Genomic DNA, 20,394 nt, shown 5'->3' on the forward strand with positions numbered 1-20,394 from the left:
GTCAGGCGGAGACGAGCGTCTTGCCGGCAGCGGCGAGGCTTTCGGCGCCATCGATGACGCGCGCCCTCAAGGCGCTGACCTCGCCGAGCAGGTTTTCGGCAAAGAAACGGCAAAGCGCTATGCGGTTGTGATCGGCAAGAGCACCGCGCGCCAGATAGGCGCCGCCGGCGGCAAGCGAGATCAGCCTGAGATAGGGCGTGGCGCCTGCCAGCGCCTCTTCCGACCGGCCATCGGCCGTCAGTTTTTGCAGGAAGCGGGTCGCTTCGCTGAGATCGCCAAGTGCCGCGTCGAGAGCGTCGGCGGTGCGGCCGAAACCCTGCATGTTCGAGGTCCGCACCGCTGCGGCCATACCAGCCAGTTCGGCGATGTAACCATGCACATGGTCGCCACCGCCGAGCGGCAGCTTGCGCATCACCAGATCGATCGCCTGGATACCGTTGGTGCCCTCGTAGATCGGCGCGATGCGCGCGTCACGATAGAAGGCGGCCGCTCCCGTCTCCTCGATGAAACCCATGCCGCCATGAACCTGGAGGCCGAGTGAGGCAACTTCGACGCCGATATCGGTCGAGAACGCCTTTGCCAGCGGCGTCAGCAGATTGGCACGGTCGCGCCAGTGTGCCGCCTCGTCACCGGCGGAGACTCGGGCCATGTCGATGGCGTGGGCACAGGAATAGCTGATGGCGCGTGCGGTTTGGGTCAGCGCCTTCATGGTCAGCAGGTTACGCTGGACATCGGGGTGATGGACGATAGGCGCCATACCCGTGCCAGTGTAGCTCGCGGCCTTGCCCTGCCGGCGCTCATTGGCATAGGCGATCGCCTTCTGCGTTGCGGCTTCCGCGACCGCTACCCCCTGCATGCCGACACAAAGCCGCGCATTGTTCATCATGGTGAACATGCAGGCTAGCCCCTTGTTCTCCTCGCCGATCAGCCAGCCGACGGCGCCGGGTTCGGCACCTTCGAAGCCGTCGCCATAGATCATGGTGCAGGTCGGTGAGGCATGGATGCCGAGTTTATGCTCAAGTCCGGAACAGAAGACGTCGTTGCGCGCGCCAAGCGCGCCATCGTCGCCGACCAGGAATTTCGGCACCAGGAACAACGATATGCCGCGCGTGCCGGCCGGCGCGTCGGGCAGCCGCGCCAGCACCAGATGGATGATGTTGTCGGTGAAATCGTGCTCGCCATAGGTGATGAAGATTTTTTGGCCGAAGATGCGGTAGCTGCCGTCACCCGCCGGCTCGGCGCGGGCGCGCAAGGCGGCGAGGTCCGAACCGGCTTGCGGCTCGGTCAGGTTCATCGTGCCCATCCAGTCGCCGGAGACGAGCTTTTCGAGATATTTGGCCTTGAGGTCGTCGGAGGCGTGTTTGTCGAGCGCCTCGACCGCGCCCATGGTCAGCGTCGGGCCGATGCCGAAGGCCATGGCGGCGGAGTTCCACATTTCGAGCGCGGCCACGCCGAGCATGGTCGGCAGCGCCTGGCCGCCATATTCCGCAGGCCCGGAGAGCGCGTTCCAGCCGCCATCGATCCAGCGGCGATAGAGTTCCTTCCAGCCGGGCGGCGTGGTGACGGCGGCGCCCTTCAGCACCGCACCCTGCCGATCGCCGATCGTGTAGAGCGGTGCGACCTCTTCGGTGGCGAAACGGCCGGCCTCACCCAGAACGGCATCGACCAGATCCTCGCCGAGATCGCCGAAGGTGCCGGCATCGAGCGCCGATTTCATGCCGGCCACGTGCTTGAGCGTGAAGGCGATATCCTCGACCGGTGCCCTATACATGCCGCTCACTCCTCCTGATGCATCGGCCCGCCCAACCCTAGAGCCGGTGCCGCTGCAAAACCACCCGCCCTTTGGGCGGTCTCCCATCTTCTTTTTACGTAAACGTCAAATTTTGTCACGCGGATTTTGCAATCGCGGCGGCGCGTATTAAATTCAATCGACGCCGGATCAAATCAACCGGCGACAGATCAGAACCCGCCGACCGGAACCGTGCCATGCTTGCCATACCCGACGCCTATCGCTGCATCGAATGCGGCCTGCCCTATCGAGCGGAGGGGTTCTGTTACCATGGGGGCAGACTGGACCATGGTGCCGCCTACTGGTCGGATCGCGGCATATTGTGCTCCCCGCAATGCTCTCTGGCCCATCACCGCAAACGCGCCGCCGAAGGCACGCTGCGGCAAGAGCCCGCGCCCGATCCGTTTGGATTCTAGCCGCTGATGCGACGCCAGCTTTTCTGAAGCCGGCCTCCCGGAAGCAAATCCTTAACCATGGCGGTTCAGGATTTGCCTTTGATCAACGGGGATTCCCTGTTTTGAAAAATACGGTGCGCCTTCTTCGCCGCACAGCGCTCCTCGCTCTTGCGGCGACGATGGCGCTTTCGACGGCGGCAACGGCCTCGGATTTTTCCGAGCCGTGGAAGAACGCCGACCGCGCTCTGGTCGTCGATGCCTACGAATACAATTCCATCGACTGGGCCCAGCTCGCCACCGACAAGCGGGTCGTCGGCTTCATCAACAAGGCCTCCGACGGCATGCCGCCGTCCTATTTCTGCCTGGGCAACGACATTGAGGTGAAGCTTTGCAAGGCGCTGTGGAAACGTCATGCGGTGACGCGCGAACTGTTCCAGACGCGCCGGGTGGTCGCCAAGGCACTCGGCCTGAAATGGGGCGCCTATCACCTCGCCCGCCCCGGCAATCCGGTCGAGCAGGCCAACAATTTCCTCGATTTCGCCGAGCCTGCGCCGGACGATCTCATGGCTCTCGACATCGAGGGCAATGATCCCTCGCAATGGATGTCGCTCGACGATGCCGAGGAGTTCGTACGCCATGTGCATCGGCGCATCGGCCGTTTCCCGGTGCTGTACACCAACGGCAAGACCGCCCAGTACATTGCCGACAACAGCTACCGATACCGGCTCCTGTCGCGGCTGCCGCTCTGGTATGCGCGCTACACCAACGACATCGACGTGCATTTCCCGATGGGCAACTGGCAAGGCTACGCACTTTGGCAGTTTTCGGCGCAAGCCAATTGCGGCCGTTTCCGCTGCCCTTACAGGGTTGCCGGCACGCCTAACGACATAGACGTCAATGTCGCGCCGACAGACGCCGCCACGCTGCGCGCGCAATGGCCGTTCGGTGGGCTTATCGACGTGCCGCCGGACTATCTCGCCTCGATACCGCTACCGGTCTCACGCGAGGCCGGCCTCGCCGGCAATGTCACCATCACCTATGCGTCAGTGGCCGCGCCGCCGACTTTCGAGGACATGGTTGCAGCGTTGGGCACACGCTGGTCCCGTTTCCGCGACGGCTTCCGCATGCCAGTCGTGAAGACGGTGCCCCGGAGACCGAGTTTCGGCATTGTCCAATATGTCGCCTGGAAGCGGACCGAGCGGCGTTCGCCCGCACAACTCGACGCTGCCTTTGCCTTGTCCGATCCGCTCAGCACCGCTTCCACCGAACTCGATCGCGGCCAGCGGTGAGCCAACGCGGAACTTCAGGTTCCCTGTTCGCGCGCCACGGCCTGCCAGCCGATATCGCGGCGGCAGAACCCGTCCGGCCAATCGATGCGGTCGAGGGCAGCATAGGCTCGTTTCTGTGCCTCGCCGACCGTGGCGCCTGATGCCGTCACGTTGAGGACGCGGCCGCCATTGGCAACCAGCGCGCCGCCATTGATGGCGGTACCGGCGTGGAAGATCTGGACGCCGTCGCTCGCCGCGTCTTCGACGCCGCGGATGACCGAGCCTTTTTCCGGCGTGCCGGGATAGCCTCTCGCCGCCATCACCACGGTGAGTGCCGCCTCGTCGCGCCAGCGCACCGAAGTATGCGCAAGCTGGCCGTCGGTCGCCGCGTTGAGCAGGACCAGCAGATCGTCCTTCAGCCGCATCATCAGCACCTGGCATTCCGGGTCGCCGAAACGGGTGTTGTATTCGATCAGCCTCGGTCCCTTGTCGGTGATCATCAGCCCGGCAAACAGCACGCCGGAGAACGGCGCGCCAAGTTCGGCCATGCCGCGCATGGTCGGCTCGATGATCTCGCGCATGGTGCGCTCGACCAGTTCCGGCGTCATCACCGGTGCCGGCGAATAGGCGCCCATGCCGCCGGTGTTCGGACCGGTGTCGCCGTCGCCGACGCGCTTGTGATCCTGCGCGGTGCCGAAGGGCAGCGCAGTGGTACCGTCGCAGAGGCAGAAGAAGCTCGCCTCCTCGCCGGTCATGAATTCCTCGACCACAACTTCCGCGCCGGCGGCGCCGAAGGAACCATCGAAACAGGCATCGAGTGCTGCCTGTGCTTCACTGAGCGTCATGGCGACGGTGACGCCCTTGCCGGCAGCGAGCCCGTCGGCCTTGATGACGATCGGCGCTCCGGTCTTTTCGACATAGGCCTTGGCCGAGGCCAGATCACTGAAGCGGCCATAGGCGGCAGTCGGGATGTCGTAGCGGGCACAGAGGTCCTTGGTGAATCCCTTCGAACCTTCCAGCTGTGCGGCAGCCTTGGAGGGACCGAAGACGCGGATATTTTCGGCGCGCAGATCGTCGGCAATGCCGGCGACCAGCGGCCCCTCCGAACCGACCACCACGAGGTCGATTTTTTTCTCCCGGCAGAACGCGGCCACGGCGGCGTGGTCGGCTAAATCCAGCTTCACCAGCTCAGCCTCGCTGCCGATGCCCGGGTTGCCGGGAGCCGCATAGAGCTTTGTCAGCAGCGGTGATGCGGCAATCTTCCAGGCGAGCGCATGTTCGCGGCCGCCGGAGCCCAGAAGAAGAACGTTCATGGCCACCTCTTGATGCCGAAATTCTGCTCTGGCGGCCATCTGATGGCGTTTTCTGCGCTTCCGTTGCTCACGGACCAAATGTCCGCTCCGCTACGGTTCTCGAAACCACCACCATATGACTCGCCAGCGCGAATTTCGAAACAGTCTCTTGGAGCACCCGCTATTGCTCTCCGGGCGACGGGTCAAGGCATCAGGGTGTTTTGATCGGAATTGCGCACGGGAACGTTACCCCAGCCAGAATATGGGCCTCGAATACCGGCGCTCATATTCTGGCTGCCGCCTCAGCCCTGGTAGACCACCGGAAACCAATCCTCGCGCAATCTCTGTCCCGGCTGCATGCCATGGCCATGATAGGGCGGCGAGGTGCGGCCCGGCCGCTCGACATAGCGCGCATCGTCACCGACCCAGCGCAGCGACAGCGCCCGGCGCCGCGCCGCGGTCATATTGCCACGGGCGCCGTGCGCGGTCCTGAAGTCGAACAGGATGGCGTCGCCCGGCTCCATTTCCCATTCGAGCACCTTCATCGACGGATCCTTGTCGGGATCGGGCACCGGCAGATAGTCGCCCTCGCCGGCATAAAAGTTGCTATCGTCGAGCCAGCGCACCGGCAGGATCATCTTGTCCCATTTGTGCGAGCCGGCGATCAGACGCAGCGTCGCTTCCTTCACCGGGTCGATGGGTATCCAGAAGCTCACCGTCTGCCGGCCATCGACGAAATAGTAGGGGATATCCTGATGCCAGGGCGTCGGCTTCTGCGTGCCGGGCTCCTTGACCAGCACATGATCGTGGAAGAACTGCGCGGTGCGCGACTGCATCACCGCAGCCGCCAGTTCGGCGGCTGGCGAACCCCGCACCAGACTGACGAATTCGGGGATGCGCTCCCAGTTGCAGTAGTCGTCGAAGAAACTGCCGCGGCCGTTGGCGATGTCGGATGCGGTGGCGCTGCGGTTCTGCATGTTGCGTTCGATGCCGGCGGCAATCGTGTCGACCCAGCCCTTGAAGGCGCCGCGAATGCAGACAGCGCCGTCACGCTGATAGTCGGCAATCGTGGACGCGCCGATCATGGTGGCGTCGAGGATGGCAGTCTGGGAAGCCATGGCGTTCTCCTCTTGGAATGAAGCCATTATCGCAATATCAATTCATTCAGTAAAATAATAACTTTCCATCCGACATATAGAGTACTCCTATGAGTGTAACCCTCACGCAGCTGCGCTATCTGGTTGCCGTGGCGCGTCACGGCAGCGTCACCGGCGCGGCAAAGATGCTGAACGTCTCTCAGCCGTCGATTTCGGTGGCGATCGACGCGGTCGAAAAGAATTTCGGCCAGAAGCTGTTCGTCCGCCAGCGCGGAAGCGGCGTGTCGCCGACATCGTTCGGCCGCGCCGTCGTGGCCAAGGCAAGGCAGGTTCTCACCGAAACGGACGAACTCGTCGGCCTGGGTTCAAGCAAATCGGCTGTCGCGGGTGAGTTGGTGCTGGGATGCTTCGAGGATCTGGCGCCTTTCTTCGCGCCGGCTTTGATCCGCGCCTTCTCCGAACGCTACCCGGCCGTCAAAATCGTCGTTCGCGACGAGACGTTCGAGACCCTGGGACGACGGCTGGGTGATGCGGCCATCGATCTCGGCCTGACTTATGACCTCAGCCTGCCGACGCATTTCGCCCGCATCCTGTTGCGCGAACTTCGCCCGCACGCGCTGTTGCCGGCAGGCCATGCCCTGGCGGACCGGCCAACGGTCAGCCTTGCCGATTTGGCCGCCTATCCGCTGATCACGACGGACCAGCCGCACAGCTGGCAGCACATGCTCGACCTGTTCCGCAGCCGCGGCCTTTCGCCGGTGGCCGATACGACGACAAGCTCGTTCGAACTGCAGCGGAGCATGGTCGCCAACGGATTCGGAGTCGCGGTCAGCTACACCCGCCCGCACGGCGACCGCAGCTATGACGGCCTGCCGCTCATCTGCAAGCCGCTGTCCGATCCGCTGCCCATGCAGCGGATCCTGCTCACCTATGACACGCATCAGCGTGTGTCGAATGCAGCGCTGGCCTTCGTCGAGGTGGCCAGGGACTGGTTCGCCACCCGCGACATCTTTGCCTCGTGAAAGGCTGACGTGCACCACTCTCCCGCTTGCCGCTTGACGGTTTCTGCCGCTGCTGCCACTCCATGGACATGGAAAACATCCAGTCGAAAGCGGCCCAGGGCCGTGTCGCCGATGCTCCGAACGGCCATTGGGTCTACCGCGTGCTGCCGCGCTCGATATGGCCCTATGCGCAGCTTGCCCGATGGGACAGGCCGATCGGCTGGCAGCTGCTGCTGTGGCCGTGCTGGTGGTCGGCGGCCTTGGCGGCAAGCGCCTATCCGCGTCCCGGCGACCCGCTGCTCTCACTGCTGCCGGCACCAGTGTATCTCGTGCTTTTCCTGGTCGGGGCCATCGCCATGCGTGGCGCCGGCTGCACCTACAACGACCTCGTCGACGAGGACATCGACAGCCAGGTGGAGCGCACGCGCTCGCGACCGCTGCCGTCGGGCAAGGCGACCCGCCGGCGGGCATGGCTGTTTCTCGTCCTGCAGGCTCTGGTCGGCCTCGTCGTGCTCATCCAGTTCAACAGCTTCGCCGTCCTGCTCGGCATCTGCTCACTGGCGGTCATCGCCATCTATCCATTCATGAAGCGGATAACCAACTGGCCGCAACTGGTGCTTGGCCTTGCCTTTTCCTGGGGCGCGCTGATGGGATGGGCGGTCGAGTTCGGCGATCTCGATGGGCCTGCCATCATGCTCTATATCGGCTCGATCCTGTGGGTGATCGGCTACGACACGATCTACGCGCATCAGGACAAGGAAGATGACGCCATCGTCGGCGTGCGCTCGACGGCACGCTTGTTCGGCGACAACACCAAGTCGTGGCTGGCAGGGCTTTATGGTGGCGCGCTGATCTGTTTTGCGATCGCCTTCGCGTCGGCGCAGGCGCCGGTGGTGGCGCTGGCCGGGCTGATTGCCGCCGGCGCCCATATGGCGCGGCAGATCGCGGTTCTGGATATCGACAATCCGGACCAATGCCTGCGACTGTTCAGGTCGAACAACCAGGTCGGCTGGCTGATCTTCCTCGGCCTGATCGGCGGCGCTGTGTGGGTGGCGCTGAAGCCGCTGGTTTAGCGGCTTCCCGTCTCAGCATTCCCAGCGGGATCATGCTCAGTCGCGCGAAATAATCTCCTGGCCGTCGATGACCAGCCTGAGACCGAGGGCGCCCGCTCTGCGGCGAGCGAGGAAACGCGGGCGGCGCGTGTTCGAAATCCGCCCCTTGCGCCTATCCTGCGGCGGCAGCGTCTTGATGGCGGCGCCGAGCGATTCTTCCAGGGTGCGGGCAACGCCGTCCGATTCGATCAGCAGCATCGGCAGACGGTAAGCGTCGGCCCAGGCGCGCCAGTCGGCTGCGACATCGTCGAGATCGTCGGCCACAAGCAGCGGCACCGACAGCATCGGGTCGTTGTGCAGGAGTTCCAGGGTCACCGTGACATTGCCGTCCGGGTCTTCCATGGCGCGGGCGGCAACGCCGCGGAACGCATTGGCGGGCAGAACGATGATTGCGGGCAGGCCGCTCATCTCGAGCAGGCGGCGGATCACGGCGCCGCGCTGGTCGATGGTGAAGGTTACATCGCCGTAGTCGTCGCGAGTCGCGTAGCTCACCACTTGCGGCAGGCGGAATGGGTCGAGACGCATGTTGCGTCCCGCCCAGACTGGCTTCAGTCCGGTGTTCATAGAGTGGCCTTCCTGTCTGTCTCCTGAGAGCCGGTGTCCGGTTCTCTCCGGGCCGGTTTTTCCGGCCTCGTTTGTATGGAGACAGTAGCGCGGGCTCCTTACCGCCCCGCTTAAGAAAGTCGGTTAAATTTTGCTGATCTCAGGGATGGTTATCGGAATCCCACCAGCCACAAGATGTCGAAAGGATCAGATAACCTTACCCGGATTCATGATGCCGGCCGGGTCGAAAGCGGCCTTAACCCTTCGCATCAGATCGATCGCCATCGGCGGCGCGGTGGCGATCAGTTCGTCGCGTTTCAACTGGCCGATGCCGTGCTCGGCCGAGATCGAACCGTGCAGGCTGCGCACCACATCGTGCACCGCCTTGTTCATGGGATGATAGAGAGCGAGGAACGCCTCATCGTCGCCGTCGACGGGCCGCGAAATGTTGTAGTGGAGATTGCCGTCGCCCATATGGCCGAAGCAGACGACGCGGGCACCGGCGCTCACCGACGCCACGGCGCCGGCAGCCTCCGCGATGAAACGCGGAATCGATGCAATAGGCACCGAAATGTCGTGCTTGATCGAGGCGCCCTCCGGCTTCTGCGCCTCGGGCAGCAGCTCGCGGAAATTCCAGAAGGCATCGCCCTGCGTGAGACTCGCGGCAATGACGGCGTCGCCGACGAATTCCTGTTCAAGGCCGGCCGAAAGCACGTCCTCGATCAAGGCTCTCGAATCCTCCGATGAACGACCGGACGAAATCTGCATCAGCACGTACCACGGCCAGTCCTCGATCAGCGGCCGCACCACGCCCTGGGCATGCGCCAGCGTGAAATCATAGGGCCGCTTGCCGATCAGTTCGAAAGCGGTGAGTGCTGCCCCGGCACGGTCCATGGCCAGGCTGAACAGCGAAAGTGCTGCCTCGGGCGACGACAGGCCGACGAAGGCGACTTCGCGCCCCTTCGGCTTCGGGAACAGCTTGAGCACGGCGGCGGTGATGACGCCGAGCGTGCCTTCGGCACCGACGAACAGGTTTTTCAGATCGTAGCCGGTGTTGTCCTTCTTCAGCTTGCGCAGGTCGTCGAACACCTCGCCGGTCGGCAGCACCACCTCGACACCGAGACAGAGTTCGCGCGCATTGCCATAGGCAAGCACTCCGGTGCCGCCGGCATTGGAGGAAAGATTGCCGCCGATCTGGCAGGAGCCTTGCGCGGCCAGCGACAGTGGAAACAGCCGGTCGGCGGCGTCGGCCGCCTCCTGCAGCGTCTGCAGGATGACACCGGCCTCGACCGTCACCGTGTTGGACAAGACATCGATTTCACGGATGCGGTTCAGCCGCGACAGCGACAGGACGATTTCGCGCCCGGACCTGTCCGGCACCTGGGCGCCGACCAGGCCGGTGTTACCGCTTTGCGGCACGATCGGCGTGCCTGTCTCGGTCGCCAGCCGCATGATCCGGCTGACTTCGTCGACGCTGCCCGGCCGCAGCACCAACGATGTCGCGCCGTGCCAGAGCCCGCGCCGTTCAACGAGGTAAGGCGCGATATCCTGCTCTTCACGCAGCGCATATTTGTCGCCGACGATCGCCGTGAAGCGATCGATGAGAGCGGGATCGAGTGTCTCTGTGATTTCGGTCATGGGGAAAAACTATGTTGCGGGTTGTGGGATGTCACGAGGGGCGGCGGCACGCGACAGCCGATCGTTGATCGCTTCGCCGAGCCCGTCGAAGGGAACCGGCTCGACGGCGATGGTCCGCGCGCCGCTGCGGTCAAGCTCCTGCATATAGGCGAACAGATTGCTCGCCGCTTCGCGCAGGTCACCGGTTTCGGACAAATTGAGGAAGGCTTCGGCGCGGCGCCAGCCTTGCGCCCTCTGGCTGCCGAAGCCGAGCAAAGCCTCGCCCTCGCCGACCGTGCCGGCATGGAGCCGCATCGCAGCACCTGGCGCATAGTGCGAGGCAAGCATGCCCGGCGCCTCGATACCGGCGGTGCCGCCGCGCAACAGCTCCATGCCGATAGCCGCCTCAATCTCCTCGGCGGCGATGCCGCCGGGCCTCAGCAGCCGCAATCTGTTTCCTTCGGCCTTGATGATGGTCGATTCCAGCCCGATCGGGGTCGCGCCTCCATCGACGACCAGCTTGATCCGCGCGCCGAGATCGGCCGCCACCGCTTGCGCGGTCGTCGCGCTGATCCTGCCGGATGAATTGGCGCTGGGCGCGGCAAGCGGGCGGCCGAGCCTGGCGATCAGGTCGCCGCCAAAGCCCCTCGGCATGCGCAAGGCAATCGTATCGAGCCCGGCGGTGACCAGCGGATGGATGCCGTTGCCGGGCCGTTGCGGCAGCACCAGCGTCAGCGGACCTGGCCAGAATGCCAGCGCCAGTTTCCTGGACAGCGGATCGAACATCGCGAGGCGCTCTGCCATCGCCATGTCTGCGACATGGGCAATCAGCGGGTTGAAGCGTGGCCGGCCCTTGGCCTCGAAGATGCGCGCCACGCCGATGCCGTTGGTGGCGTCGCCGGCCAGCCCGTAGACGGTTTCCGTCGGGATGGCGACGACATCGCCCTCCCTGAGCAGCGCCAGCGCCCGCTCCAGCGCCTCGCCCGAGCCAAGTATTTCAGCCACTCTCGTCACCTCACAGATGCGGGGTGCGTAGTACGATGGCGGCCGTTGGGCAAGTCGGCTGTTGGGTAACCGATTGTTGGCGAGCAGGAGCATTGGCGATTTATCAATCCCTAAAATGCTATGTTTCCACGAAAGCCGGCATCAATTCCGGCCTGCTATCGAACAGCTTCTGGGCAAAGGGGAGCGATATCAGTGTCTGCGCGTATCTTGCTGGGTATCATTCTTGCTGCTGCGGCCGGCGAAGCCCAGGCGTCATCCCTGGTTTTTCCAGGCACGCCATCCTCCACACCATCGATCGTCAGGATCGGCGCCCCCAACCAGCCTGGAACCGCCGATGCAGTCAACGCCAGCGATGCGCGGTCGGTGGTGGCAAAAGGGGAAGCGCAGCCCGACGTCACCGATGAAAAGGTGGCGGCGATCCCGGACAAGCCCGCGACCGGGCACGGCTTCCAGCCGGGCCCGATGGTCATTCGTGGCGGCGTTACCGGTCCCGACTTCCCGGCACCGGCGCCAACCGCTGCACCAGCGACAGGTACTGCGCCGGCCGCTGGCACGGCGCCGGCAACGGCCACCGCCTCCGCAGCCCCTTCGGGGACCGAGAACCAACCCACCCCGCCGAGTCCCCCGGCGCCGGCTGCAGGTCAGCGCATGCCTCCCAACGGCTACACCAAATAGCCCCGGCTTGAAGACAGGCTGACATCGATGGCGTGACTTGACGGCGGTCTGGCGACCGGCGCACCATTGCCAAGCAAACCCCGTTTCGGTTTATGTCAGCCGCAGGACGCCATCGCCTGTATTTCGCCAGGCGGTTTTGGCAGACGGGATTTCATCACTAGGGGGTAAAGGGGGGACCATGAGAAAAGCTGGAATCGTAACCGGGGCTGGCCTTCTGCTGGCGTCACTGCTTGGCGTCGTCGCAGCTCACGCCGACGACATGCTGGGATCTTATGTCGCGCGCATTTCCGATCGCGACCATCAGGCGAGTGACGGCTATGCGCTGGACAATGCCGCGCAGATGGTGCGGCAGGACCGCGCCAACTGGCACAAATTCCACCGCCGTGACAGCGACGACGAGGGTGATGGCTGGTTCAGGACCAACGGCCAGCGCGCCGACCTGCAACGCATGCTGGAACGCGGCGGCGCGATGAGTTCCTCGACCAAGCGCGCCATCGTCAATGGCGAACCGCTGATCCAGGTCGATGTCTACGAAAACAGCGTGCGCGTCAGCATTCTCGAGAACTGACCGGGCCGTCGCCCGGGGCGGCTGACAGTCGGCTTCGGGGACGACTGACAGGAAAAGGCGGCGCCTCAGCACCGCCTTGCCATCGATGGAACCGGCGGCTGAAAAATCAGGCCGCTTTTTCCTTGTCATCGTCTTCTTCGGACTCGTCGCCTTCAGCCTTCACGCTATCCTCGGCGTCGTCTTCGTCTTCGTCCTCGTCGTCTTCATCTTCGTCGTCATCCGAGAGCGTGGCAGTTTCGGTGGACTCTTCGCCATCTTCATCGTCGCCGTCTTCGTCGTCATCAGACAGGTCAGCGGCTTCGACCGCTGCGGCGGCGGCATGATCGAGGATGGTTTCGGAAGCGGATTCAAGCGCCTCGGCGGAAGCCGGGGTTTCTTCTGTCACTTCGATGTCGTGATCGGAATTCATAGAAGCCTCCGTGGGGTTGGGGAACATGTCCCTTTTGCCACGGAGAGATCATCGCCATATGACTGTAAGCCGGCTCGAACGGCCGGCGGCAAAGAATATTTTCTTCGCCTTAACCTGCGATCTTCGAGAAATCCGCGACCTGGCCGGTGGCCGCGCGGATGCGGGCGAGCAGCGCCAGGCGGTTGGCACGCACCGCCTGATCCTCATCGTTTACAAGAACATGCTCAAAGAATGAATCAACCGGTTCGCGCAACACGCTAAGCGCCAGCAAGGCGGCGGAAAAGTCATCGTTTTGAATCGCTTCGCCGGCTTGCTTCTCAGCCTGATTCACCGCCGCAAACAGCGATTTCTCGGCATCCTCGCGCAAGAGTGCCGACTCAACGGTTTCGGCGACCACCGTTTTCTTCTTCTCCTCGGCGGCCAGAATGTTGGCCGCACGCTTGGTGCCGGCGAGCAGGTTCTTGCCATCCTCGGTGTCGAGGAAGGAGCCCAGCGCCTCGACCCGGCGCACGATCTGCAGCAGGTCGTCATTGGACGATTGGCCAATCTCCCCCCTTGTGGGGGAGATGCCCGGCAGGGCAGAGGGGGGTACTTGGCGCTGAGAGGACGGCGGGACAGCGCCCCCCTCTGTCGGCTTCGCCGACATCTCCCCCTCTAGGGGGGAGATCGGGCGCGAACCTGTCGCCAGCACCGCATCGATCAGGTCGTGCCGAGCGCCTTGATCGCGGAGGTAGACCTTTAGGCGATCGTGGAAGAAGGCCAGGAGGTCGCGATCCCCAGACTTTCCGTCGCCGGCGTGCGCCCGTGCACTCACATAGTCGCCACCCAACTTGACCTGCTCTTCAGCGTGCCGGCGGTCGATCTGGTCTTCAATGATTCTTCGATGTTCAGCTACGATCGAAAGAAGGCTTACCGGCGTCTCGTTATCCAGCACCAGCCTCACCACCCCAAGAGCAGCTCTGCGCAGTGCGTAGGGATCCTTCGACCCGGTCGGCTTTTCATCGATCGCCCAAAAGCCGACCAGCGTATCGAGCTTGTCGGCGAGCGCGACAGCGACCGACACTGGATCGCTCGGTACGCGATCGGACGGGCCCTGCGGCTTGTAGTGTTCCTCCGCTGCAGCGGCGACCGATGCATGCTCGCCCTGAAGCAGCGCATATTTGCGACCCATAGCGCCTTGCAGTTCTGGGAACTCGCCAACGACTTCGGTGGTGAGATCGGCCTTGGCCAAGACGGCAGCGCGCCGCGCCAGTGCCGGATCGGCGCCGATGATCGGCGCCAGTTCCTCGGCAAGCCGCGCAATCCGCTCCACCCGTTCGCCTTGCGTGCCGAGCTTGGCGTGGAAAGTCACGCCGAGATGGTCGAGGCGGGCCATGCGCTGGTCGAGCGGCTTCTTGAGATCAAGCCCGAATTTTTCCGCCGATGCCTCGAGCTCACGCAGGTCAGGCAAGTCGCCCTGGTCGGTCGTCCAGAAATAGAGCGCATCGGACAGGCGGGCGCGCACCACCTTGCCATTGCCGTGGGCGATCTCCTTGCCGCCGTCCTTGGCCTCGATGTTGGCGGTGAGGATGAAGCGGTTGGAAAGCGCGTCGTCGAAACCCTGCGGCCGCGTCACAAAGCATTTCTGGTTGGCGCGAATGGTCAGCCGGATCACTTCGGCTGGAATGGCGAGGAATGCCTCCTCGAACTCACCCATCAGCACGACCGGCCATTCGACCAGACCGGACACTTCCTCCAGCAGCCCGTCGTCCTCGACCAGGTCGAGCCCGTTGGCGAAGGCGAGATTGCGGGCGTCGGCAAGGATGATCTCCTTGCGGCGGTCGGCATCGAGCACGACCTTGGCCGCTTCCAGCTTGGAGACATAGTCGTCGAAGCGGCGCACCGTGATGGCATCCGGCGCATGGAAGCGGTGGCCATAGGTGATGTTGCCGGAGCGGATGCCGTCGATCTCGAAATCGACCACGACAGGCTCCTCTGTTTCCGGGCCGAAGGTGCACAGGATCGATTGCAGCGGCCGTACCCAGCGCAGTGAACCGGGCTTGGCCGAGGCCGGCCCCCAGCGCATCGATTTCGGCCACGGAAAATTGCGGATGATGCCCGGCACCAGTTCGGCGATGATCTCCTCCGCCGCCCTGCCCGGCTTCGAAATGTGGGCGACATAAAAATCGCCTTTCTTCGGATCGGAATGGACATGCGCCTCGGCGATCGAGGAAAGTCCGGCCTTGCGCAGGAAACCCTGGACCGCCTGTTCAGGCGCCGATGTCGAAGGCCCCTTGATCTCTTCGCTTATATCCTTCGAGCGCGCGGTCAGGCCCCTGATGTCGAGGGTCTGCCGCCGCGGCGTCCAGTACTCGCGCGCCGCCTCATAGGTCAGTCCCGCCTCGACCAAACCGTCGGTCAGCATCTTCCTGAGATCACCCGCCGCCTTGCGCTGCATGCGCGCAGGGATTTCCTCGGAGCGAAGTTCTAGAAGCAGGTCAGGCATCGGGGTCAGCTCATGCGGGAGAGTGGTCCGGGCGGGGCATAGCAACTCGGCTGGCTGCTGTCACCCTTTACACAAATTTTGACCGCCCTGTCGGGACGAGACCACGCCACCCGTCCTTGGATCAAAGATTTCCATGAACCGAACGCAGCGCTGAAGCGACCCACGCTCAGGCAGGGAACATTTGGCTCAACGATCATGAAAACGGCATCCAGACTTCTGCAGATCCTCGCACTCGGCGCCTGCTTCACGGCGCAGGCTCACGGCGCCTTCTCGATGCCGGGCGTGCGGCAGGCATTGCGCACCATCGACGGTGCCGGCGGTCAGGCCGTACCGCCGATCAACGTTTCCCTCGAGATGATGAAGCGGGCCTGAAGCTCAGGCCGCCAAGCCACCCGCCTGCGTCTTCAAAAATGCCTCACCGCAAGCCTTGGCCAGATTGCGCACCCGCAGGATGTAGCTCTGCCGCTCAGTGACCGAAATCACGCCGCGTGCGTCGAGCAGGTTGAAGACATGGCTGGCCTTGATGCACTGGTCGTAGGCCGGGAAAACCATGCGGTGCATCGGCAGATTGTCGTTCGATGCCGGCGCGCCGGCGTCGAGCAGCGCCTTGCACTCGGCCTCGGCGTCCTCGAAGTGGCGCAGAAGCATCGCCGTGTCGGCGTATTCGAAATTGTGGCGCGAATATTCCTGCTCGGCCTGCAGGAAGACATCGCCATAGGTGACCTTGTCGGCGCCTTCGCGGCCGTTGAAATTGAGGTCGTAGACATTGTCGACGCCCTGCACATACATGGCCAGCCGCTCCAGCCCGTAGGTGAGTTCGCCGGCCACAGGCGCGCATTCGATGCCGCAGACCTGCTGGAAATAGGTGAACTGCGAGACTTCCATGCCGTCGCACCAGCATTCCCAGCCGAGACCCCAGGCGCCCAGCGTCGGGCTTTCCCAATCATCCTCGACGAAGCGGATGTCGTGCAGCAGCGGATCGACGCCGATCGCCGCCAGCGAGCCGAGATAGAGCTCCTGCAAATTGGGCGGGTTCGGCTTCAGGATCACCTGGTACTGGTAATAATGCTGCAGCCGGTTCGGGTTCTCGCCATAGCGGCCATCCTTGGGACGACGCGAGGGTTGGACATAGGCAGCGTTCCAGCGTTTTGGGCCGAGCGCGCGCAGCGTCGTTGCCGGATGAAAGGTGCCGGCGCCGACTTCCATGTCATAGGGTTGCAGGATGACGCAGCCATAGGCCGCCCAGTAGTTGTGCAAGGTCAGGATCAGCCCCTGGAACGAGCGGCTGGGATGCATATGGGCGGGGATTTCAATTGTCACGGGTGGCCTCGACAGCACAGGCTAGCTTGCCGGCACGTCCTAGAGACCCAGCAGCAAAGCGTCAAGCAAGGCACGCCGATGCCGTCACCCCGACATTATGGACAATGTTGAAAGCTTTGCAGGGGCTGGCCCATTGCCCATCTCTCGGGCCTACGCTCTGTTTGCCTGTGCAGCAACGACAACAGGTTTCAGCCATGCCCAGCCCGATCGTCATCCGCCCTGTCGCGCGACAGGATTTCGAGCAATGGCTGCCGCTGTGGGATGGCTACAATGCATTTTATGGCCGCTCGGGCGAAACGGCCCTGCCGGGTGAGATTACCCAGATGACATGGTCTCGTTTCTTCGATGCCTATGAGCCGGTCCACGCGCTGGTGGCCGAAGGCGAGGGACAGCTTCTCGGCCTCGTGCACTATCTCTTCCATCGCAGCACCACGGCGATCGCACCGAATTGCTATCTGCAGGACCTTTTCACCACGCAGGCATCGCGTGGCAAAGGCATCGGACGGGCGCTGATCGAGGGCGTCTACGAGCGCGCCCAGGCGGCCGGCTCGGGCCGCGTGTACTGGCTGACGCATGAGACCAATCACACGGCGATGAAGCTTTACGACAAGGTCGCCGAACACTCCGGCTTCGTCGTCTATCGCAAGCTCTTCTGAGGCAGCCAGCCTAATACGGTTCAAACGAAAACGGGACTCCGAAAGAGCCCCGCTTGCGTTGAATTCAAATGGCTGACTTCATCCCTTCGGGGCGGGCACCGGCTCCGGCTTGACCTTCGGGGTCTCCTGCGCCGTGTTGGATTCGATCGGCGGCAGGCCCTTCATCAGCTTCTGCTGCAAGTTGGCCAGCACATCGGGATCCGGCTTCAGGTCGCGAGCCTGGTTCCACTGGAAGGTGGCTTCCAGCTTGCGGCCGACGCGCCAGTAGGCGTCGCCGAGGTGATCGTTGAGAACCGGATCTTCCGGCTTCAGCGACACGGCGCGTTCCATTTCGCGCACCGCGTCATCGAACCTGCCGAGGCGGAAATAGGCCCAACCCAGCGAATCGACGATGTAACCGTCGCTCGGCCTGAGGTCGACGGCCTTTTGAATCATCGCCAGGCCTTCCTTGAGGTTCATGTTCATGTCGACCCAGGAATAGCCGAGATAGTTCAGCACTTGCGGCTGGTCGGGGAACAGTTCCAGCGCCTTGCGGAAGTTCGGCTCGGCCTTGGGCCATTCCTTCAGGCGCTCATAAGCGATGCCGCGCTGGTAGAAGATGTTCCAGTTGGCCGCGGTCGGCGCCTTCAGCACCTCGACGGCCTTATCGTAGAGAGTGGCGGCCGAACGGAAATCGTCCTTCGAGGAATAGACGCCACCGAGCGCCAGATAGGCGCGCATGTCATTGGGATGGGCGTCGACCAAGGCTTTCAGATGGGTGATCGCTTCTTCGTGACGGTCGAGATCGGCAAGATTGAGGCCGAGTTGCAGGTCCGAAAGCTCCTTCAGCGGCGAAGCGGCGGGAATCCGGCGATAGAGCGCGATGGCACCTTCGCCGTCCTTCAATTGCTCGGACACGGCGGCGAGTTGCACAAGGGCAGCGTCGCTATCTGGCTTCAAAGCAAGCGCATATTGCAGATAGAGGCGGACGAAGGGCTCGCCGCCACCACGGTTGAGCGCGGTGGCGAGGTCGAGCAGGATTTCGGAGGCGCCATCGGATGGACCGGCAACCAGCGGCGCAATCTTGTCGCCTTTTGCAATTCGGTCGCGCAAGGCGACGATTTCCAGCTTGCCCGGCGAAAACGCCTCGGCCTGGTCGAGCACCGACAGCGCCTTGGTCTTGTCGCCCTTGCGGACCAGGAACGAGGCGTAGGCCTGGGCATTGCGCATCCAGGTTTCGGGAGCGGCACCGCCGGCGGCGGTATCCTGCATGGTCGCGGCATAGATCGCCTCGGCCTTTTCGGGCATGCCGGATGCATCAGCGATCAGGGCGCGGTGGAACGACTTGAACAGGCCGAACCAATCTGGCCCCTGCAGCTTGTCGATGGACGCCATCGCATCGGCAGGCTCGCCGGCGCCTTGCTGCGCCCAGCCGGACATCACCCCGGAGATCAACCGGTCGAGATCGGATTCCAGCGACAGCTTGAGCCAGTACTGCGCCTTGGTGAAATCCTTCTTGTGGAAGGAATCGACGGCGAGCGCCAAGCGCGAGAAACGCTCGACGTCAGGCACTTCCTTGAGCTTGTCGGCATAGACCAGGGACTCGTCGAAGCGCCCTTGCGCGATCAGCGACAGCATCAGGCTCTGCTGCAGGCCGGTGTCGCTCGGGTCAAAGGCCAATGCTTGCTTGTAGTAGGCGATGGCGCTGTCGAGGTCGTTATCGCCTTCGGCGATCCGGGCTGCCAGATAGGCGCCCGAAAATGACGTGATCTTGACCGGTTCGCTGGTCTGCTTGGCATAGGCCGGCAAAGCCGAGATCGTCATGCCTGTCACAATTGCCAGCCTTGTCAGCCAGCGCGCACATCCTTGCCGCATCGTATCCCTTTCAGCCAGGCGCCATCTCCGCATCAGCGGGATCGGCGTAGACTCGATCTTTCCAGGCAAAGCATGGCCTTTTTGGGGTCGCGCTTCAATCCGCCTCGAATTCACAATCCGGGCACCCGATTAACAAATCATGGCGACAGGGGGCAGTTTTCCGATTTTGAATTTCGGCCATGGCCCTGCGCAGCGCCGAATATATCACAGCTTCGACCCTTGAGCTCAGCTTCGACCGCTAAGGCTCGGGGCCAATATCAGCCCTCGGCTGGCGAGGCGGACCGCTGCACCAGCGTGTCGCTATAGCCGCCGGCCGCTATCGTGCTGCACAGTTCGTTCCATTCGCAGCCGCCGCAGGCCTTGCGTACAAGGCCAGCCGAAAACGCCTGCCGCATCCGGGCTAAGGTCCCCGTGTCGAGATCGAGGTGGGTGCCGACACGGATTGGCCGCGCCAGCAATTCCTCTACATCCAGCGCGGCGAGCCGGTCCCGCTCGACGACACTCTCGTTGAGACAATGCGGTTCCGGCTCGTCGAGCAAGGGAGCGCAGACATCGTCGGGGCCGGAAACGAGGAGGATGCCCTCGCCCCGGCTCAGGCGCTCCGCGACGCGATCATAATTGGCGATGAAGGCGGGGCTGTATCCCTTGCCCACATAGGTGAGCAGGCAAAGGAGGTGATGGGCGCGCAGCCTGATCGTCACGGATTGGCCGGCTTCGCCTTGCCGCCGGGAAGGGCCATGAGGGTCGCGGCACCCAGCGCTGACTTGAGCAAGCCGCCGACGATGAACGGCAGGAAGCCGAAGGTAACGGCCTGTTCGGCTCCAATCATGACGGCAAGCCATGCTGTGCCAAGCACAAGGCAGGCAAGGTTGCCAAGCAGCATGGCGACGAAGGCAAGCATCACCCTTTTGCCGTTCCAGCCGCGTTCGGCCAGCCAGCCGACCAGTGCGCCGACAAGCGGGAAGGCGAAGAGATAGCCACCCGTCGGCCCGACGAAATGCGCCGCACCCGCTGCCCCTCCGGACAGAACCGGAAAGCCGACCGCACCCTCGACCAGCCAGGCGGCGATGGTGAGCGCGCCAAGCCGCCAGCCATAGAGGGCGCCGATCAGTGTCACCGCAAAGGTCTGCATGTTTACCGGGACCGGCACCATCGGCACCTCGATATAGGACGCCAGCGCCAGGAACAGCGTGCCAAGCACGACGGCTCCAACCTGCCAGGCAAGAGAACGATCCTGGAGCTGGAGCGGACTGAACGACGGCTTGCCGGGTGAGAATGCGACGTCTGTCATTGGGATTCCTTCGATCG

General features: G+C 63.5%; 20 protein-coding genes. 8 read left to right on the forward strand and 12 right to left on the reverse strand.

All coding sequences use genetic code 11. From position 1 onward, the window contains the following. Nucleotide 1 precedes the first annotated feature (1 nt). Nucleotides 2–1,771, reverse strand: coding sequence for an acyl-CoA dehydrogenase family protein (locus NKI21_RS27715; protein ID WP_352550859.1), 1,770 nt, complete (start codon nt 1,769–1,771; stop codon nt 2–4). A 215-nt stretch (nt 1,772–1,986) separates the two neighbouring features. On the opposite strand from NKI21_RS27715, the gene NKI21_RS27720 reads away from it, so the two are divergent. Both NKI21_RS27720 and NKI21_RS27725 read left to right on the forward strand, forming a co-directional pair. Continuing rightward, on the forward strand, nt 1,987–2,205 hold the full coding sequence (locus NKI21_RS27720; RefSeq protein ID WP_352550982.1) for a hypothetical protein: 219 nt from the start codon (nt 1,987–1,989) through the stop codon (nt 2,203–2,205). A gap of 158 nt (nt 2,206–2,363) precedes the next feature. Next, complete coding sequence (locus tag NKI21_RS27725; protein ID WP_128302530.1) at nt 2,364–3,473, forward strand: glycoside hydrolase family 25 protein; 1,110 nt, start codon at nt 2,364–2,366, stop codon at nt 3,471–3,473. Between the two features lie 14 nt (nt 3,474–3,487). Here the strand turns inward: NKI21_RS27725 and purD are convergent, their stop codons facing one another. Beyond that, nucleotides 3,488–4,765 carry a phosphoribosylamine--glycine ligase gene (gene purD, locus NKI21_RS27730; RefSeq protein ID WP_352868431.1) on the reverse strand — a complete coding sequence of 426 codons (1,278 nt, stop codon included), beginning with the start codon at nt 4,763–4,765 and terminating at the stop codon, nt 3,488–3,490. Between the two features lie 281 nt (nt 4,766–5,046). Next, nucleotides 5,047–5,862 (reverse strand): phytanoyl-CoA dioxygenase family protein, encoded by an 816-nt coding sequence (locus NKI21_RS27735; RefSeq protein WP_352722794.1) that lies wholly within the window; start codon nt 5,860–5,862, stop codon nt 5,047–5,049. Nucleotides 5,863–5,951: 89 nt separating this feature from the next. On the opposite strand from NKI21_RS27735, the gene NKI21_RS27740 reads away from it, so the two are divergent. Together NKI21_RS27740 and ubiA are read left to right on the forward strand one after the other, a co-directional pair. After that, on the forward strand, nt 5,952–6,863 hold the full coding sequence (locus NKI21_RS27740; protein WP_352722795.1) for a LysR family transcriptional regulator: 912 nt from the start codon (nt 5,952–5,954) through the stop codon (nt 6,861–6,863). A gap of 68 nt (nt 6,864–6,931) precedes the next feature. Next, on the forward strand, nt 6,932–7,915 hold the full coding sequence (gene ubiA / locus NKI21_RS27745; protein ID WP_023808647.1) for a 4-hydroxybenzoate octaprenyltransferase: 984 nt from the start codon (nt 6,932–6,934) through the stop codon (nt 7,913–7,915). 36 nt (nt 7,916–7,951) lie between these two features. Here the strand turns inward: ubiA and NKI21_RS27750 are convergent, their stop codons facing one another. The 3 genes from NKI21_RS27750 to NKI21_RS27760 all read right to left on the reverse strand — a co-directional run bounded on the left by NKI21_RS27750 (nt 7,952) and on the right by NKI21_RS27760 (nt 11,119). Further along, a complete protein-coding gene (locus tag NKI21_RS27750; RefSeq protein ID WP_023808648.1) occupies nt 7,952–8,518 on the reverse strand; it encodes a DUF6101 family protein in 567 nt (188 codons plus the stop codon). A gap of 186 nt (nt 8,519–8,704) precedes the next feature. Further along, nucleotides 8,705–10,135, reverse strand: coding sequence for an FAD-binding oxidoreductase (locus NKI21_RS27755; RefSeq protein ID WP_023808649.1), 1,431 nt, complete (start codon nt 10,133–10,135; stop codon nt 8,705–8,707). Between the two features lie 9 nt (nt 10,136–10,144). Next, nucleotides 10,145–11,119, reverse strand: coding sequence for an L-threonylcarbamoyladenylate synthase (locus tag NKI21_RS27760; RefSeq protein WP_164892811.1), 975 nt, complete (start codon nt 11,117–11,119; stop codon nt 10,145–10,147). A gap of 192 nt (nt 11,120–11,311) precedes the next feature. Here NKI21_RS27760 and NKI21_RS27765 point away from each other — a divergent pair, with 192 nt between their 5' ends. Beyond that, nucleotides 11,312–11,794 (forward strand): hypothetical protein, encoded by a 483-nt coding sequence (locus tag NKI21_RS27765; protein ID WP_128302477.1) that lies wholly within the window; start codon nt 11,312–11,314, stop codon nt 11,792–11,794. 178 nt (nt 11,795–11,972) lie between these two features. Further along, entirely contained in the window at nt 11,973–12,362 is a 390-nt protein-coding gene (locus NKI21_RS27770) for a hypothetical protein (RefSeq protein WP_023808652.1), read from the forward strand. 106 nt (nt 12,363–12,468) lie between these two features. Here the strand turns inward: NKI21_RS27770 and NKI21_RS27775 are convergent, their stop codons facing one another. Further along, nucleotides 12,469–12,771: an ATPase gene (locus NKI21_RS27775; protein WP_128302476.1), complete on the reverse strand. Its 303-nt coding sequence runs from the start codon at nt 12,769–12,771 to the stop codon at nt 12,469–12,471. 109 nt (nt 12,772–12,880) lie between these two features. Next, nucleotides 12,881–15,256 (reverse strand): glycine--tRNA ligase subunit beta, encoded by a 2,376-nt coding sequence (glyS, locus tag NKI21_RS27780; RefSeq protein WP_352868435.1) that lies wholly within the window; start codon nt 15,254–15,256, stop codon nt 12,881–12,883. A 195-nt stretch (nt 15,257–15,451) separates the two neighbouring features. On the opposite strand from glyS, the gene NKI21_RS27785 reads away from it, so the two are divergent. Continuing rightward, a complete protein-coding gene (locus tag NKI21_RS27785; RefSeq protein WP_164781615.1) occupies nt 15,452–15,628 on the forward strand; it encodes a hypothetical protein in 177 nt (58 codons plus the stop codon). Nucleotides 15,629–15,631: 3 nt separating this feature from the next. Here NKI21_RS27785 and NKI21_RS27790 read toward each other — a convergent pair whose 3' ends face one another. Next, nucleotides 15,632–16,552 (reverse strand): glycine--tRNA ligase subunit alpha, encoded by a 921-nt coding sequence (locus NKI21_RS27790; RefSeq protein WP_206637984.1) that lies wholly within the window; start codon nt 16,550–16,552, stop codon nt 15,632–15,634. Nucleotides 16,553–16,770: 218 nt separating this feature from the next. Between NKI21_RS27790 and NKI21_RS27795 the strand changes: the two genes are divergently transcribed. Continuing rightward, nucleotides 16,771–17,232 (forward strand): GNAT family N-acetyltransferase, encoded by a 462-nt coding sequence (locus tag NKI21_RS27795; protein ID WP_023808656.1) that lies wholly within the window; start codon nt 16,771–16,773, stop codon nt 17,230–17,232. A gap of 78 nt (nt 17,233–17,310) precedes the next feature. Here NKI21_RS27795 and NKI21_RS27800 read toward each other — a convergent pair whose 3' ends face one another. From NKI21_RS27800 to NKI21_RS27810, 3 genes are all read right to left on the reverse strand, one after another. Then, entirely contained in the window at nt 17,311–19,086 is a 1,776-nt protein-coding gene (locus tag NKI21_RS27800; protein ID WP_023808657.1) for a tetratricopeptide repeat protein, read from the reverse strand. Between the two features lie 257 nt (nt 19,087–19,343). Continuing rightward, nucleotides 19,344–19,787, reverse strand: a complete 444-nt coding sequence (locus NKI21_RS27805) for a DUF1284 domain-containing protein (RefSeq protein WP_023808658.1) — start codon at nt 19,785–19,787, stop codon at nt 19,344–19,346. Then, on the reverse strand, nt 19,784–20,377 hold the full coding sequence (locus tag NKI21_RS27810) for a biotin transporter BioY (RefSeq protein WP_023808659.1): 594 nt from the start codon (nt 20,375–20,377) through the stop codon (nt 19,784–19,786). Before NKI21_RS27810 ends, NKI21_RS27805 begins: the two co-directional genes overlap by 4 nt. Nucleotides 20,378–20,394: the final 17 nt, after the last annotated feature.

The organism is Mesorhizobium sp. M0715 (assembly GCF_040320355.1).
Lineage (GTDB): Bacteria > Pseudomonadota > Alphaproteobacteria > Rhizobiales > Rhizobiaceae > Mesorhizobium.